The following is a 16,842-nucleotide window of genomic DNA, read 5'->3' on the forward strand; positions in this document are numbered from 1 at the left end:
AACAGTGTTTGACTGAAGGCCGTTTCGGCGGCCTTTGGCAACCCGGCACGCCGGAAACAATAACAACAGGACACCCAACACGACATGACCCCACTACTTCTCATGACCATCGCTGGAGCCGGTATCGCGCTGTTGCTCCTGCTCGTACTCAAATACAAATTCCAGCCGTTCGTGGCCCTGATGCTGGTCAGCATCATCGTCGCGCTGGTCGCCGGGGTAAAACCGGCCGATCTGGTGGCGACCATCGAAGGCGGCATGGGCAAGACCCTCGGCCACATCGCGATCATCATCGCGCTGGGTGCCATGATCGGTCGCATCATTGAACTGTCCGGCGGCGCGGAAGCGCTGGCCAAGACGCTGATCAATCGCTTCGGCAACAAGCGCACGCCGCTGGCGTTGACCGTGGCCGGTTTCATGGTCGGCATTCCGGTGTTCTTCGAAGTGGGCGTGATCATCCTCATGCCACTGGCCTACGGCGTTGCTCGCGCAGCTCGCAAGCCGCTGCTGATCTTCGCCCTGCCAATGTGCGCGGCGCTGCTGTCGGTTCACGCGTTCCTGCCGCCGCATCCGGGCGCTGTCGCGGCAGCCGGTCAACTGGGTGCTGATCTGGGCCGCGTGCTGATGTTCGGTATTCCGATGGTCGCAGTGCTGTGCCTGATCGGCTACGTGATTGCCGGTCGCATGACCCGCAAGACCGTCCCGATGACCGACGACATCCGCAGCGAAGTCTACGGTCCGCACATCACCAACGAAGACTTGGTGGCGTGGGCGAACAACGACTACTCCAACGCCAAAGAAGCTACCCACACCAAAGAGCTGGGTCTGGAAGAGAGCGCCAGCAGCCTGGCCGCTCGCTTGCCAAAGGCGCCAGCACCGGGCGCGGGCCTCATCGTGGCGCTGATTCTGCTGCCGATTATCCTGATCCTGCTGGGCACCCTGGCGACCACCATGCTGCCTGCCGACTCAGGCCTGCGCAGTGTGCTGACCGTTCTCGGCGCGCCACTGGTTGCGCTGCTGATCGACACCCTGCTGTGTGCCTGGATTTTGGGTTCGCGTCGCGGCTGGAGCCGTAGCCAAGTGTCTGACGTGATCGGTTCGGCCTTGCCGGGCGTGGCGATGGTGATCCTGATTGCCGGTGCGGGCGGCGTGTTCGGTAAAGTGCTGGTCGATACCGGTATCGGCGCCGTGGTGTCTGAAGCACTGCGCAGCACTGGCCTGCCGGTTCTGGCGCTGGGCTTCATCCTGACCCTGCTGTTGCGCGCTGTTCAAGGCTCGACCACCGTGGCGCTGGTGACCACTGCCGGTATCCTCAGCCCGCTGATCGCGACCCTGAACCTCTCCGCCAACCACATGGCCCTGCTGTGTCTGGCCATGGGCGGTGGCGGCCTGGCGATGTCCCACATCAACGACGCCGGTTACTGGATGTTCACCAAACTGGCGGGCCTGAACGTCGGTGACGGCCTGCGCAACTGGACCTTCCTGGTGACCGTTCTGGGTACACTGGGCTTCCTGTTCACTTTGCTGCTCTGGCCTTTCGTTTAAGCCCTTCTGGAGACAAACATGCCTCGTTTCGCTGCCAACCTCAGCATGCTGTATCCGCAACACGACTTCCTCGACCGCTTCGCTGCTGCGGCGGCAGACGGTTTCGAGGCGGTGGAATACCTGTTCCCGTACGATTTCACGGCGGCCGAAATCAAACAGCGTCTGGTCGACAACAAGCTGACTCAAGCGCTGTTCAACGCCCCTCCGGGTGATTGGGCCAAAGGTGAGCGCGGCATTGCTTCGCTGCCGGGTCGTGAAGAGGAATTCCGCGCTGGCATTCAGAAGGCGCTGGAGTACGCAGCGGTACTGGGCAACGATCGCGTCCACGTGATGGCAGGCTTGCTGCCGAGCGAAGACCTGCGCGAGAAGCACCACGCGGTGTACATCGAAAACCTGCGCTACGCGGCGCAGGAAGCGGCCAAAGTAGGTGTCACGGTGCTGATCGAGCCGATCAACACCCGCGACATGCCGGGCTTCTTCCTGAACCGTCAAGATCAGGGCCAAGCGGTGTGCAAGGAAGTGGGCGAGGCGAACCTGAAAGTGCAGTTCGACTTCTACCACTGCCAGATCGTCGAAGGCGATGTGATCAGCAAACTGCGTCGCGACTTCGCAGGCGTCGGCCACATCCAGATCGCGGGCGTGCCGGATCGTCACGAGCCGAATCTGGGCGAAGTGAATTACCCGTGGATCTTCGAAGAAATCGACCGCCTGGGTTACACCGGCTGGATCGGCTGCGAGTACCGTCCGAAGGGCGATACCAGCGAAGGGTTGCAGTGGTTGCGAGATTGGAAAGCTGCTAACCCGGCGTAACATACACCGCTAAACCCGTGGGAGCCGGCTTGCTGGCGAAGGCGTCAGGCCAGACAGCACAACGCTGAATGACACACCGCCTTGGCCAGCAAGCCGGCTCCCACAAGGTTTGTTCGTTTCGTCAAATCATTCGCCGATCACTTCTTCCTTGAACTGGTCCTTGATGTACGTAATCTCGGTCTTGCCATGCGGTGCGGGCAAACCGTCCTCTCCCAGATTCACGAACACCATTTTGTCGACCGTCAGAATGCTCTTGCGGGTGATCTTGTTGCGCACTTCACACATCAGGGTGATCGACGTACGGCCAAACTCCGTAGCGGTGATGCCCAACTCAATAATGTCACCCTGGCGCGAGGCGCTGACGAAGTTGATCTCGGAGATGTACTTGGTCACCACACGCTGGTTGCCCAGTTGCACGATGGCGTAGATCGCCGCCTCTTCGTCGATCCAGCGCAGCAGGCTGCCACCGAACAGCGTGCCGTTCGGGTTGAGGTCTTCGGGCTTTACCCACTTGCGAGTGTGGAAATTCATGATTCGCTCCTGTCATCTGCCTGTTGATGACCAGCATAGTGCCAGCCCTGGGCATTAACCTCCATTGAGCATCGACTATGGTCTCGATTAGTCGCTCGTCATTTATCTGAACGCGCCTCTTGGGCTGAACCAGAGACGCCGCTATACTCTCCCCCGCTTCAAAAAACGGTCATCACCGCTTGATACCGTTTTCCCGCCACCTGTCCGAGGGGCGCTGCAGCAGGTCAGACCTGTCAGGCTCGGATGGGGCGTTGTCTGCTCGCTTCGGGCAGGCCTTAAACGCACAACGGCGCCCATTCGCACACTACGAATGGAGACTCTTTATGAGCGCTGTACTGACGCCCAACGATTTCAACGACTACAAGGTCGCGGACATTTCCCTGGCTGCCTGGGGCCGTCGCGAAACCATCATCGCTGAATCCGAAATGCCAGCCCTGATGGGCCTGCGTCGCAAGTATGCCGGTGAGCAACCGCTCAAGGGCGCGAAGATTCTGGGCTGCATCCACATGACCATTCAGACTGCCGTGCTGATCGAAACCCTGGTTGCCCTGGGTGCCGAAGTACGCTGGTCGTCCTGCAACATTTTCTCGACTCAGGACCAGGCCGCTGCCGCTATCGCCGCTGCCGGTATCCCGGTGTTCGCCTGGAAAGGTGAAACCGAGCAAGAGTACGAGTGGTGCATCGAACAGACCATCCTGAAAGACGGTCAGCCTTGGGACGCCAACATGATCCTCGACGACGGCGGTGACCTGACCGAGATCCTGCACAAGAAATACCCGCAGATGCTGGAGCGCATCCACGGCGTCACCGAAGAAACCACCACCGGCGTTCACCGCCTGCTGGACATGCTGGCCAAGGGCGAACTGAAGATCCCTGCGATCAACGTCAACGACTCGGTCACCAAGAGCAAGAACGACAACAAATACGGCTGTCGTCACAGCCTGAACGACGCCATCAAGCGGGGCACCGACCACCTGCTGTCGGGCAAGCAAGCGCTGGTTGTCGGCTACGGCGACGTGGGCAAGGGCTCGGCTCAGTCCCTGCGTCAGGAAGGCATGATCGTTAAAGTCACCGAAGTTGACCCGATCTGCGCCATGCAAGCCTGCATGGACGGTTTCGAAGTGGTTTCGCCGTTCATCAACGGCGAAAACGACGGCACCGAAGCCAGCATCGACAAGGCTCTGCTGGGCAAGATCGACCTGATCGTGACCACCACCGGCAACGTCAACGTCTGCGACGCGAACATGCTCAAAGCGCTGAAAAAACGCGCTGTGGTCTGCAACATCGGTCACTTCGACAACGAAATCGACACCGCTTTCATGCGCAAGAACTGGGCATGGGAAGAAGTGAAGCCTCAGGTGCACAAGATCCATCGTACCGGCGCTGGCGAGTTCGACCCACAGAACGACGACTACCTGATCCTGCTGGCCGAAGGCCGTCTGGTGAACCTGGGCAACGCCACCGGTCACCCAAGCCGCATCATGGACGGCTCGTTCGCCAACCAGGTCCTGGCTCAGATCTTCCTGTTCGGCCAGAAATACGCTGACCTGAGCCCGGCTCAGAAAGCCGAGCGCCTGACCGTCGAAGTTCTGCCGAAGAAGCTGGACGAAGAAGTGGCACTGGAAATGGTACGTGGCTTCGGCGGCGTCGTGACCAAACTGACCAAGACCCAGGCCGACTACATCGGCGTGACCGTCGAAGGTCCGTTCAAGCCGCACGCTTACCGCTACTGATACGTCTGCGGGAGTGGCTTGCCCACCGTCATGGGCAAGCCACTCCCGCACGAACGACCGCTACTCTGTGGGAGCCGGCTTGCTGGCGAAAGCGTCAGGTCAGGCAAAATTGATGTGTCTGACCTGACGCTTTCGCCAGCAAGCCGGCTCCCACAGGATTTGAGTCAGGTTTTAGAGTTTCCCAGGATACGACCATGTCCCAAGACCGTCGCTACAGCTTCGAATTCTTCCCGACGAAGACCGACGCTGGTCATGAAAAACTGATGGCCGTTGCCCGTACGCTGGCAGGCTACAACCCTGACTTCTTCTCCTGCACCTACGGTGCGGGCGGGTCCACGCGCGAACGTACGATCAGTACCGTGATGCAACTGGAAAAAGAAGTGAACATTCCGTCCGCTCCGCACCTGTCGTGCGTGGGTGACAGCAAGGCCGATCTGCGCGGTCTGCTCAAGCAATATCAGGAAGCCGGCATCAACCGCATCGTCGCGCTGCGCGGTGACTTGCCATCCGGGATGGGCACCTCCGGCGGCGAATTGCTTCACGCCAACGATCTGGTGAGCTTCATCCGTGAAGAAACTGGCAGCCACTTCCACATCGAAGTCGCCGCTTATCCTGAAATGCATCCACAGGCGCGCAATTTCGAAGACGACATCAAGAACTTCGTGCGCAAAGCCAATGCCGGTGCCGACAGCGCCATCACCCAATACTTCTTCAACGCCGACAGCTATTTCTACTTCGTCGAGCGCGTGCAGAAGCTGGGTGTGAACATCCCGATCGTGCCGGGCATCATGCCCATCACCAACTACAGCAAGCTGGCGCGCTTTTCTGATGCCTGCGGCGCAGAAATCCCACGCTGGATTCGCAAACAACTGGAAGCTTACGGCGACGATTCAGCGAGCATCCTGGCGTTTGGCGAGCAGGTCGTGACACAGATGTGCGAGCGATTGTTGCAAGGCGGCGCACCGGGTTTGCACTTCTACACGATGAACCAGGCTGAACCTAGCCTGTCTGTCTGGAACAATCTGAAGCTGCCCCGGTAAATGGCGGAAATCTGTCTCGAACACCCCGGTCACTATAGGGTAATGTTCGTTCGGCAGGCTGATAGCACAGAGCCTGCCAATGCCCTACCGAGACGGATTCCAAGCAGTTGACCTCACCTAATAGCAGTACCTCTCGCCCGCAGTTGGTTTATCTGGTCTTCGGTGCCGAGACCTACCATCAAGAAGCGGTGTTCAGTATTGCCAGTGCATGGGCCAAAACCCGTGACCTGGCCGAGCGCCCTTTTGACATTCAGGTATTCACCGATAACCCCGAACCTTATCGAGAGCTGCCCGTTCGGATAAGGCCTTTCGATACTGAGCTACGCCACACCTGGAGCGGGCCGCATCAGTACCACTTCCGTTGCAAGCACATGGTGGCGCGCACGGTACTGGAAGAATCGGACAAAGCGATCCTGATCGACACCGATACATTCTTCCACCACTCCCCGATGGCACTGTTCGAGCGAATTCAGCCCGGCACCTTGCTGTGCAATGCGCTACGCCTGCGCTTTGTCGATTACAAAGAGTCCTCGCTTTACACCGTACTGGCCAAGGAGCTCGCACAGCGCAACCTGGCCGACGACCAGATGGTCCTCATCAACTCCGGCGTCATCGGTCTGATGCGTCAGGACATTGCTGTGCTGGATAAGTCGATCGCCTTGATGGACGAGTATTTTCCCCGCGTACCGGGCGCCGTGATCATGGAAGAGTTCTGCCTGGGAATCGCCGCCTATCGCTCCCTGAGCGTGGCCGAATGCCCCGACCTGATTCATCACTATTGGAGCCGCAAACAGCTGTTCCGGGCCAAGGTGCGCGCCTGGCTGAACAAGCACGCGAGCGATCCGTTGAGCGATCATGCGCTGGCGGACACCGTCAACGTTTCCGAAAAACTGCCTCGCCCGTCGACGTTCCAACGCCTGGTCTACAAAGGCGCGACACTTGCCGTACCTGCTCAGCAACGGCAGTTCGTTCGTGAAGTGCTTTATGGCTGCTGCGATTACCCGAACGAGTTCGACCGGGCATGCTCCCACGCCTGGTGGGAAAAGGCATTCAGCAACGCTGAACAGCGAATGAAACGCCGCATTCCGCAGGAACAGCTCAAACAGTGGCTCGACCACTGGGCCGTCCGACGACTGCTGGGACGTCAACGCGAGGCGATCTTCCAGCACCTGGTCAAAACACAAACCGAGCACTGACCTGCATTCCAGAGCGGCGGCTTTCATGCGTTGCTCTGGATTTTCGCTTCTCATCCCGAGGCGCGCGTCGTACTCTCGCGCCATGTCGCCGACCGCTCGCTTGCTGCTCACCCTCCTTCTCATTTGCCTGAGCTTCAACGTTCTGGGCGAGAAGCTGCGCATCGTGACCGAACCTTGGGCGCCTTATGCGATGGTCGAAAACGGCCAGGCCTCGGGGCTGGACTACGAAACCACGGCTATCGTCTTTCAGCGGCTGGGCATCGAAGTACAGTGGCAATTCCTGCCGTGGAAACGCTGCCTGCTGATGTTGCAACAAGGCGAAGCCGATGGCGCGCTGGATATCTTCAAGGTCAACGAGCGAGACGATTTGCTGCTGTACCCAAACGAACCCTTGTCCGACGTGAACTGGGTACTGTTTCAGGCCAACGCACGACCTCATCCCTTCAACCGCCTCGACGACCTCAAAGGCCTGACCGTGGGGATTTCTCCGGGCTACCTGTACACCCCGGAATTCGACAGTTCGACCGCATTCATTCGCGAACCCGCCCCCAGCCATGAAGCCAACTTTGGCAAATTGATCCGGGGCCGCATCGACTTGCTGGTGACAGACCGCCGCCTAGGCCAGCAAATGCTGGCGCAACTGGGGTTGAGCGATCAGGTAAGCCAATTGCCCACAGTCCTGAGCACCCGCGAGCAATTTCTCGCGCTGCGACGCAACGCGGGCATGGATTTTCTGGTACAACGCTTCGGTGCAGAACTGAAGCGTTTCAAGCGCGAACCCGCTTACGCTCAACTGGTGGAGCGCTACACTGGGGAAACGCTGGTGGCACCTGCAAATGCCCCGACCGGACCCGCGACGCACAGCGCTGAAAAAACCGTTGAGCAGCACGAACGCAGCGCATTGTGATTGCTCTGTTATACTCCGGCGTTCCCGCCAGGCTTACGCCCGGATGCTCGGTCTCCCAGAAGACTTCTCGATCACGTCAGCAGCGCATTTTTCATTCACGCGCCCCTGCCACGAGTTGAACTTACAGACCCCGGGATCGCGCGCCGATTCGTGCAGCGCAGATCATTCCTATTCGGGCCCCTTGGCCCCAACTTAAGACAGGATTACTCATGTCCTTTGCTTCCCTCGGTCTCTCCGAGGCTTTAGTCAGCGCCATCGAGGCTGCTGGCTATACCCAGCCTACTCCGGTGCAACAGCGGGCCATTCCCGCCGTGTTGCAAGGCCGCGATCTGATGGTCGCTGCTCAGACAGGTACGGGAAAAACCGGTGGTTTCGCGCTCCCGATTCTGGAGCGCCTGTTCCCCGCCGGTCACCCGGACAAATCCCAACGCCACGGCCCGCGTCAGCCGCGCGTACTGGTCCTGACCCCGACGCGTGAACTGGCCGCGCAGGTTCACGACAGCTTCAAGATCTACGCCAAGAACCTCAAGTTCGTCAGCGCCTGCATCTTCGGCGGCGTTGGCATGAACCCGCAGGTTCAGGCCATGGCCCGTGGTGTCGACGTGCTGGTCGCCTGCCCGGGCCGTTTGCTGGACCTGGCCGGTCAGGGCAGCGTCGATCTGTCCCACGTCGAAATCCTCGTTCTCGACGAAGCCGACCGCATGCTCGACATGGGCTTCGTCCATGACGTGAAAAAAGTCCTTGCGCGCCTGCCCGCCAAACGCCAGAACCTGCTGTTCTCGGCCACCTTCTCGGCGGACATCACCGCGCTGGCCAGCAAGCTGCTGCACGACCCTGAGCGCATCGAAGTCACGCCGCCGAACACCACGGTCGAGCGCATCGAGCAGCGCGTTTTCCGCCTGCCTGCCAACCACAAGCGATCGCTGCTGGCGCACCTGATCACTCAGGGCGCGTGGGAACAGGTGCTGGTCTTCACCCGCACCAAGCACGGCGCCAACCGTCTGGCCGAGTACCTGGACAAACACGGCCTGAGCGCTGTGGCGATCCACGGCAACAAGAGCCAGAACGCCCGCACCAAAGCCCTGGCCGACTTCAAGGCAGGCAGCGTGCGCATCATGGTCGCGACCGACATCGCGGCACGCGGCCTGGACATCGACCAACTGCCTCATGTGGTCAACTTCGAGCTGCCTAACGTCGACGAAGACTACGTGCACCGCATCGGTCGTACCGGCCGTGCGGGCCGTACTGGCGAGGCGATCTCCCTGGTTGCGCCAGACGAAGAGAAACTGCTCAAAAGCATCGAGCGCATGACCAAACAGAAGATCCCGGATGGCGATCTGATGGGCTTCGACATCAACTCGGTCGAAGCTGAAAAGCCTGAAGTACGCGAGCGCCCTGATGTGCGCAACCCGCGTAACGGCCGTGGCCAGCGTGGCGAAAACGCCAACGGCGGTCGCAAAGACAAAGGCAAGGACAAGGGCAAAGAGAAAGACAAGGAAAAACCGGCTGCTGCCGCGACCGCCGAAGGTGAACAACGCCCGGCCCGCAATCAGCAGCGTCGGCAGAAGCCTCGTCAGGGTACGCCATCCGCCGAAGCACGCCCTTCCAAGCCGCCAGCGCCTCGCGCTGATCGCGATCCGGAAGAGTTTCTGGATGATGATGTTGATAACTTCGGCAACCGCGCCGATTACGTCAGCCCATACCAGAACAAGAACTCGCAAGGCCGCAACCGCCGTCCGGGCGCTCCTGCTGCCGCAGGTTCGACGCAGGCACCGCGCGGTCAGTCCGCAGGTCGCAACGGTTCGCGCAATGGTTCAGGTGGTGGCGCGAGCAAAGGCACAGCAGCAGGTGCGGGTACTCAAGGCAAGCGCAATGGCCAACCTCGTAACGGTTCTGGCCGTCGCGAAGACCAGCCACGCAACCGCCGCCCGTCCCGCGACGACCAACAAGCGCGCCAGGAGCCCGCTGTCCGTGGGCCTCGCGATGGCCAGCCTGGGCCGAAGATCATGCACAAAGAGTCCAAGATCGACCGGTTCCCGTCTGCTGAAATGCTTGATCAGTTGCCAAGCCGTCCACGGGGTGAAAAGCCAGCGCTGCTGACGCGTAACCGCGACAGCTAACGCCTGCGGGGAATCTTGTTGCCTGGCCGGGCGCCTTCACCAGCAAGCCGGCTTCCACAGTAAGGCGTGTCGAGCCATAGATTTGTGGTCGACGCCGGTTCTGTGGGAGCCGCCTTGGTGGCGAAGGCGGTAGATCGGACACACCTCCATTGGCTGACACGCCTCCCCCGACCAGTTCGTAGGAATCGCGCTGTGAGCTGAAACAAAAACGCCGACCCTGAGGTCGGCGTTTTTTTTGGCAAGCCCGTATTACTTGGCTTTCACACCTTCGAACGAGATGTCGAAGGTCACAGTGTCAGACTGTGGACCCAGGTCCATCATCTTGCCGAAGTCGGAACGTTTGATGGTGGTGGTGCCGTTGAAGCCAGCACGGTAGCCGCCCCATGGATCCTTGCCTTCGCCGTTGAAGACGGCCTTGATGACGATTGGCTTGGTGACGCCATGCAGAGTCAGATCGCCGGTCACGTCAGCAGTGTCTTTGCCATCGGCGTTTTTGCCGGTCGACTTGACGCTGGTGGAGACGAACTTGGCGTCAGGGTAGGTCGCGACGTCCAGGAAGTCCTTGCTGCTGATGTGTTTGTTACGCTCAGCGTGGTTGGTGTCGACACTGGCAGTTTTGATGTCGATGCTGATTTTGCTGTCTTCAGGTTTGGCAGCGTCGAAGCTGAACGTACCGCTCCAGTCCTTGAATGTACCGGTGATGAAGCTGTAGCCCAGGTGGCTGATCTTGAAATCGATGAAGGCGTGTTGGCCTTCCTTGTCGATGGTGTAGTCAGCGGCCATTGCCTGACCCGCTGTCAGCAGCGCGGAACCCAGAGCCAGTGCAGCAAGTGTCTTTTTCAACATACGTCTTCTTCCTTCTGAGTTGAATTCAGGCCTTGCGGCCAAGCATACGAATGAGTGTGGCATCACGGTCGATGAAGTGATGCTTCAAGGCGGCCAGCCCGTGGAGTACCGCAAAGATCACCAGCGTCCAGGCCAGGTACAGGTGCACTTCACCGGCAACATCCGCCTGGTCGGGCAGTCCGCTGATCAGCGCAGGCACTTCAAACAATCCGAACACCGGAATCCCGACACCTTCGGCGGTGGAAATCAGGTAACCGGCAAACATCACCAGGAACAGGTCCAGATAAAGGAACGCATGCCCCAGTTTGGCGGCGATCCGCACGAACCGACTGTGGTTGGCCGGAGCAGGCGGCGGTGGGCTGACGAAGCGCCAGACCACGCGAATCAGCATGAACAAGAACAGGGTGATGCCGATGCTCTTGTGCAGATCCGGACCCGCCTTGCGCCAGGCATCGTAGTAGCCCAGACCGACCATCCACAGCCCCAGCGCGAACAATCCGAAAACAGTCAGCGCGACACCCCAGTGCAAAACAATGCTGACCCAGCCATAGCGTGAAGAAGAGTTGCGTAACTGCATGCTAGCGTTCCTGTAAGAGCAGCCCGTTAAAGCTGTGAGCAAGACTATCGGTTTACCTATCGAAAGAAAGCGCAAAATTTCGCTACGAAATATCGGGAAATACGATTGAAATTTCCCGTCATATTTTTCTTCGAAGAGGATTAACGCAACGTTATGGCTCTCCCTCGCTCACCGTGGGAGTCGGCTTGCTGGCGAATGCGGTGTGACAGTCGACATCAATGTAGATGAACCACCGCTTTCGCCAGCAAGCCGATGCCCACAGGATGTGCACCTCCTGACAACACTCTAGACGCTCGCCTTATTCGCGAGACGAAAAAAAGCGCGGTATGTAACCGCGCCTTTTTCATAGCTCGAACTCAGCGATCAGTTCTTGCTGTCCGCTGCCGGAGTGGCTGCCTTCTCAGTTGTCTTGGCAGGCGCTTTCTTGGTGGCATCAGCCTTGGTCGCAGGCTTGTGCGTCGCGGCAGGTTTGGCTGGGGCCTTTTTTGCAGGCTCCTTGTGCGCCGCTTCTTTCTTGGCAGGCGCCTTCTTCGCAGGCTCGGCAGCAGGCTTGGCTGGCTCAACCACTGGAGCAGGCGGCGCAACCGGAGCAGGTGCCGGGGCTGGAGCAGGAACCGGTGCAGGTTCTGGCGCTTTCTCAACCGGTTTCGGCTCGGGTTTGGAACCACCGAACATGTTCGAGAAGAAGCCACCAATGCCACCGCCGCTTTCCTTCGCTGCAGGCTCAGGTGCTTTTGCAGGCTCGACCTTCACGGGCTCGAACGACTTGCCTGCCGCAAGATCCTGAACCTGACCCGCCGCCCGCTGACCGGTACGCAGCGCACCTTCCAGCGTGCCCGGGTACAGGCTGTCGGTGTGTTCACCCGCAAACGCAATGCGTTGCAGTGGCTTTTCCCACAGGCGCCAGTATTTGCTGATCTGCCCTGGACCGAACGCCAGATACGCGCCGCCGGTGGACGGATCGACGCTGGAGCGGCGGATCTCGTAACCGGTGAATGCACCCCGCGCTTGTGGATAGAACGCATGCAGACGAATCAGTACCTGATCCACCATCTGCTTGTCGCCAAACGCCTGCATGATCCGCGCATTGTCGCCGGACAGGTTGATCACAGCGTTCGCACCACCTTTGAGCGCAGGCTCGATCCATAGCATGCCCAGACCGGTGTTGCTGTAAATCTCACCGGACATCCGCGCCTTGCTGTCCCAGACCGGGGTTTTGAACTTCAACATGATCTGGTCGTGCCAGCCGTAGTTGGTGCTCTTGATCGCGCCCTGATGCTGGGCATCCAGCGCCGGGGTCAGCTGAATCTTGCTCAACGCGCGCAAGGGTACGGCGAGGACCACATACTCGGCCTCGTAACCCACCGAACCCACTTTGACGGTCACGCCGTCCTTGTCCTGGTTGATGGCCGACACCGGCGAGTTGGTCTTGATCACTTTCAGCTGTTTGACGAATGCCTCGGCGAGTACCGCGCTGCCGCCTGGCAGACGTGCAGCACGACGATCACGGTCGTCCACGTTGCGATTGACCCGCGATTGCTGGGCGAAATACAGCAGCGACAGGCGCGAAGGCTCGTCGTAACGGGTACGAATCTGCTGGTTGATCAACTGACGTGCGGTCGGTGGCAGGTTTAGACGGTCCAGCCAGTTGGACACGTTGATCTGATCCAGCGCGAACAACGTGCTGTTGGCGGCAGGGTTTTCCGGATCGGTGATGGATTTGGCCAGATCGTCCAGCGTCGTTTCGTAACGTTTGATCGCTTCGGCCGTCGCCGGTTGCTTGGTGGCCAGATCGGCGGCGGAGAAATACTCGCCTTCGATCAGGTAACCCGGTGTCCGCACAAACTCAGGCGCAGGCACCGGTTTGAGGTTGAAGCGGTCCAGGTATTGATTGAGAACAGGTTGCGCCTTGGCATTGCCGATCCATTCACTGCCTGCCAGGCCCGAACGGCCGCCGACGGTGGGCTTGGCTTCCAGCAGCGTGACTTGCCAGCCCTTGCTTTGCAACTCATAGGCTGCCGTCAGGCCCGCCAGACCACCGCCCACGACAATCGCCGTATGCGGTTTTTCCACAGCCAGCGCCGACGCGCTGACCAGCCCAACCATCACCAGCGCACAGGCGCGCAGCCAACCAGAAAGCATTCGGGGAAACTCCGGAGTGAAACGAGGGAATTATCGGATTCAGACGTCCGATTCTTCGAAGAGCGCGCAGGATACGCCAGCCGCGAAAGCCCCGCTAGCGGTGTCCATCAAGCCGATTTCTGACGGTTAAAGGTTGTCCCCTCGCCATGCATTGCATAGGCTTGCGCGATTGTTTTGCCCTCGCCTCGGGCGAGCCGTACCTGGAGATGACCAATGGGCCTGAATGACCAGTGGATGCAGCGTGACCTCAAGGTCCTGTGGCACCCCTGCACCCAGATGAAAGACCACGAACAGCTGCCGCTGATCCCGATCAAACGCGGTGAAGGGGTGTGGCTGGAGGACTTCGAAGGCAAGCGTTATCTGGACGCTGTCAGCTCCTGGTGGGTCAATGTGTTTGGCCACGCCAATCCACGCATCAATCAGCGCATCAAGGACCAGGTCGATCAACTGGAACACGTGATTCTCGCTGGCTTCAGCCATCAGCCCGTCATCGAACTGTCCGAGCGTCTAGTGGCCATGACGCCAGAGGGCCTGACCCGCTGCTTCTACGCCGATAACGGCTCGTCCTGCATCGAAGTCGCGTTGAAAATGAGCTTTCACTACTGGCTCAACCGCGGCAAACCAAACAAGAAACGCTACATCACCCTGACCAACAGCTACCACGGCGAAACCGTGGCGGCGATGTCGGTGGGTGATGTGCCGCTGTTCACCGAGACCTACAAAGCGCTGTTGATGGACACCATCAAAGTGCCGAGCCCCGATTGCTACCACCGCCCGGAAGGCGTGAGCTGGGAAGAGCACACCCGCACGATGTTTGCGGTGATGGAGCAAACCATCGCCGAGCATCACGACACCGTTGCGGCGGTGATCATCGAGCCGTTGATTCAGGGCGCGGGCGGCATGCGCATGTACGACCCGATTTACCTCAAGCTGCTGCGGGAGGCCTGCGATCGTTATGGCGTGCATCTGATTCATGACGAAATCGCCGTGGGCTTTGGCCGCACCGGGACCATGTTCGCCTGTGAACAGGCCGGTATTCGCCCGGACTTCCTGTGCCTGTCCAAAGCGTTGACCGGCGGTTACCTGCCACTGGCGGCGTGCCTGACCACCGATGACGTCTATGAGGCGTTCTACGACGACTACCCGACCCTGCGCGCCTTCCTGCACTCCCACAGCTACACCGGCAACCCGCTGGCCTGTGCGGCGGCGCTGGCGACGCTGGACATCTTCGAGCAGGACAACGTCATCGAGAATAACAAGACGCTGGCGCAGCGCATGAAGACCGCGACGGCGCACCTGGTGGATCACCCGAACGTCGCCGAGGTGCGCCAGACCGGCATGGCGCTGGCCATCGAAATGGTGCAGGACAAGGCCAGCAAAGCGGCGTATCCGTGGCAGGAGCGCCGTGGCCTGAAAGTCTTCGAACACGCCCTGACCCGTGGCGCCCTCCTGCGCCCGCTCGGCAGCGTGGTGTATTTCCTGCCGCCGTATGTCATCACCCCGGAGCAGATCGACTTCCTCGCCGAAGTGGCCAGCGAAGGCATCGACATCGCCACCCGCAGCAGCATCAGCGTGGCCGTGCGTGAGAACTTCCATCCGGATTTCCGTGATCCGGGTTGATTGGAACTGAACGCTCCCCTGTCAGGTTGCCCCTGACTTGTGGGAGCCGGCTTGCTGGCGAAGGCGGTGTGACAGTCGACATCAATATAGATGACCCATCGCTTTCGCCAGCAAGCCGGCTCCCACAGGAATATGCGCAGTACCTGAAGAATTCACTGATTCACAGAGAAACAACCATGAGACTCTCCCGCTTTTTCATCGACGCCCCACTGAGCATCGGCGAACACGAATTGCCTGAAGCCCAGGCGCATTACATCGGTCGTGTGTTGCGCATGGCCGAGGGCGACGCGGTGCAGTTGTTCGACGGCTCAGGCCTGGAGTTTCGCGCCGCGCTGGTGGAAGTTGGTAAGAAGCGGGTCCGCGTGCAGGTCAGCGAAAGCTTCGCGGGCCTGACCGAGTCGCCCTTGCAGATCCACTTGGGTCAGGGCCTGTCCCGTGGCGAGCGCATGGACTGGGCGATTCAGAAAGCCACCGAACTGGGCGTTTCGCAGATCACCCCGATCATCAGTGAACGCTGCGAAGTTCGACTTAAAGATGAACGCGCCGAAAAGCGCCAGGCCCACTGGCAACAGATCGCGATCAGCGCTTGCGAGCAATGTGGACGGTCAGTGGTGCCGGTGATCAACGCACCGGTCACAGTGGCTGACTGGCTCAAGCAGACCGAAGCCGATTTGAAGCTGGTGCTCCATCCGGTGGCCGAACCGCTGGTCAGCCATGAAAAGCCCGGCACGCTGGCGTTTCTGATTGGCCCGGAAGGCGGACTGAACGATGCGGAAGTCGATCAGGCAAAAAACGCAGGTTTCCATGCCGCCCGCCTCGGCCCGCGTGTACTGCGCACCGAAACCGCGCCGGTCGTGGCGCTGAGCGTTGCGCAGCAGTTGTGGGGGGATTTCTGAACGATAGGGGCCTGGTGTGAAAAACCGATTTCGACACCAGCACCGAACCTTGTGGGAGCCGGCTTGCTGGTGAATACGGTGAGTCAGTCATGAATCAGTTGCCTGACACCCCGCTTTCGCCAGCAAGTCGGCTCCCACAAGGGAAGCAGTGTGATTACAGTACATACCGCGTAATCGCCACAAAATGCAGCAGACTCCCGGCGATCACGAACAGGTGCCAGATCCCGTGCCAGTGCCGAAAGCGCTTGTCGTAGGCAAAGAAAATAATCCCCACGGTGTACAAGACCCCACCCAGCGCCAGCCAGGTGAACCCCGCCGTTCCCAAGGCAGCCATTAACGGTTTAACCGCCACCAACACGATCCACCCCATGACGGCGTAGATCACAATGGACATCACCCGCGCTTCTGAACGCGGTTTGATCTCCTGCAACATACCGACCACCGCCAGCCCCCAGACGATCCCGAACAACGTCCAGCCCCACGGCCCGCGCAGGGTCACCAGACAGAACGGGGTGTAGCTGCCTGCGATCAACAGATAAATCGACAGATGATCGACCTTCTGCATGATCACCTTCGCCCGCCCACGCACGCTGTGGTACACGGTCGAGGCGCTGTACAACAGCACCAGCGCCACGCCGTACACCGCGACGCTGACAATCTTCCACACATCTCCGGCAATACTGGCGATCACCAGCAACCACACCGCACCGATGGACGCCAAAACGGCACCCACAAGATGGGTCCAGGCGTTGAATTTTTCTCCGTAGTACATCCGTAAACGACCTCGCTCAGTTGCACGACATGCCTCAAGGCTCCAGCTTATGACCCAAAAGCGCAATCCATGTGTCAGTGTTAATGAGAATTTAATGCAGCCAGCCAGAG

Annotated in this window: 14 protein-coding genes and 1 riboswitch; of the genes, 9 read left to right on the forward strand and 5 right to left on the reverse strand. The window is 59.7% G+C overall.

All coding sequences use genetic code 11. The features are described from left to right. Positions 1–84 precede the first annotated feature (84 nt). Both ACI2KB_RS18665 and otnI read left to right on the forward strand, forming a co-directional pair. Positions 85–1,542, forward strand: a complete 1,458-nt coding sequence (locus tag ACI2KB_RS18665) for an SLC13 family permease (RefSeq protein ID WP_404636672.1) — start codon at positions 85–87, stop codon at positions 1,540–1,542. Between the two features lie 18 nt (positions 1,543–1,560). Beyond that, entirely contained in the window at positions 1,561–2,352 is a 792-nt protein-coding gene (gene otnI, locus ACI2KB_RS18670) for a 2-oxo-tetronate isomerase (protein ID WP_404636673.1), read from the forward strand. 126 nt (positions 2,353–2,478) lie between these two features. Here the strand turns inward: otnI and ACI2KB_RS18675 are convergent, their stop codons facing one another. Continuing rightward, positions 2,479–2,883, reverse strand: coding sequence for an acyl-CoA thioesterase (locus tag ACI2KB_RS18675; protein WP_108237708.1), 405 nt, complete (start codon positions 2,881–2,883; stop codon positions 2,479–2,481). Positions 2,884–3,083: 200 nt separating this feature from the next. Beyond that, a riboswitch (S-adenosyl-L-homocysteine riboswitch) is annotated at positions 3,084–3,185 on the forward strand. A gap of 21 nt (positions 3,186–3,206) precedes the next feature. On the opposite strand from ACI2KB_RS18675, the gene ahcY reads away from it, so the two are divergent. The 5 genes from ahcY (at position 3,207) to ACI2KB_RS18700 (ending at position 9,879) form a co-directional block, all read left to right on the forward strand. Then, entirely contained in the window at positions 3,207–4,616 is a 1,410-nt protein-coding gene (ahcY, locus tag ACI2KB_RS18680; protein WP_404636674.1) for an adenosylhomocysteinase, read from the forward strand. A 194-nt stretch (positions 4,617–4,810) separates the two neighbouring features. Then, positions 4,811–5,656: a methylenetetrahydrofolate reductase [NAD(P)H] gene (gene metF, locus ACI2KB_RS18685; RefSeq protein WP_404636675.1), complete on the forward strand. Its 846-nt coding sequence runs from the start codon at positions 4,811–4,813 to the stop codon at positions 5,654–5,656. Between the two features lie 107 nt (positions 5,657–5,763). After that, complete coding sequence (locus ACI2KB_RS18690; RefSeq protein WP_404636676.1) at positions 5,764–6,852, forward strand: hypothetical protein; 1,089 nt, start codon at positions 5,764–5,766, stop codon at positions 6,850–6,852. An 82-nt stretch (positions 6,853–6,934) separates the two neighbouring features. Then, the gene (locus ACI2KB_RS18695; protein ID WP_404636677.1) at positions 6,935–7,759 is read left to right on the forward strand and encodes a substrate-binding periplasmic protein; all 825 of its coding nucleotides are present in this window, start codon (positions 6,935–6,937) and stop codon (positions 7,757–7,759) included. Positions 7,760–7,968: 209 nt separating this feature from the next. Then, on the forward strand, positions 7,969–9,879 hold the full coding sequence (locus tag ACI2KB_RS18700; RefSeq protein ID WP_404636678.1) for a DEAD/DEAH box helicase: 1,911 nt from the start codon (positions 7,969–7,971) through the stop codon (positions 9,877–9,879). 249 nt (positions 9,880–10,128) lie between these two features. On the opposite strand, the gene ACI2KB_RS18705 is transcribed toward ACI2KB_RS18700, so the two are convergent. The 3 genes from ACI2KB_RS18705 to ACI2KB_RS18715 form a co-directional block, all read right to left on the reverse strand. After that, positions 10,129–10,725, reverse strand: coding sequence for a YceI family protein (locus tag ACI2KB_RS18705; RefSeq protein WP_404636679.1), 597 nt, complete (start codon positions 10,723–10,725; stop codon positions 10,129–10,131). A gap of 25 nt (positions 10,726–10,750) precedes the next feature. Beyond that, positions 10,751–11,302, reverse strand: coding sequence for a cytochrome b (locus ACI2KB_RS18710; protein ID WP_404636680.1), 552 nt, complete (start codon positions 11,300–11,302; stop codon positions 10,751–10,753). 363 nt (positions 11,303–11,665) lie between these two features. Further along, positions 11,666–13,444 (reverse strand): flavin monoamine oxidase family protein, encoded by a 1,779-nt coding sequence (locus tag ACI2KB_RS18715; RefSeq protein WP_404636681.1) that lies wholly within the window; start codon positions 13,442–13,444, stop codon positions 11,666–11,668. A gap of 213 nt (positions 13,445–13,657) precedes the next feature. Here ACI2KB_RS18715 and ACI2KB_RS18720 point away from each other — a divergent pair, with 213 nt between their 5' ends. Further along, positions 13,658–15,064, forward strand: coding sequence for an adenosylmethionine--8-amino-7-oxononanoate transaminase (locus tag ACI2KB_RS18720; protein WP_404636682.1), 1,407 nt, complete (start codon positions 13,658–13,660; stop codon positions 15,062–15,064). Between the two features lie 176 nt (positions 15,065–15,240). Next, on the forward strand, positions 15,241–15,960 hold the full coding sequence (locus ACI2KB_RS18725; RefSeq protein WP_404636683.1) for a 16S rRNA (uracil(1498)-N(3))-methyltransferase: 720 nt from the start codon (positions 15,241–15,243) through the stop codon (positions 15,958–15,960). Positions 15,961–16,114: 154 nt separating this feature from the next. Here ACI2KB_RS18725 and ACI2KB_RS18730 read toward each other — a convergent pair whose 3' ends face one another. After that, complete coding sequence (locus ACI2KB_RS18730; RefSeq protein ID WP_404636684.1) at positions 16,115–16,732, reverse strand: hemolysin III family protein; 618 nt, start codon at positions 16,730–16,732, stop codon at positions 16,115–16,117. Positions 16,733–16,842 lie beyond the last annotated feature (110 nt).

It is taken from the genome of Pseudomonas sp. NPDC088444, from assembly GCF_044900175.1.
Taxonomy (GTDB): domain Bacteria; phylum Pseudomonadota; class Gammaproteobacteria; order Pseudomonadales; family Pseudomonadaceae; genus Aquipseudomonas.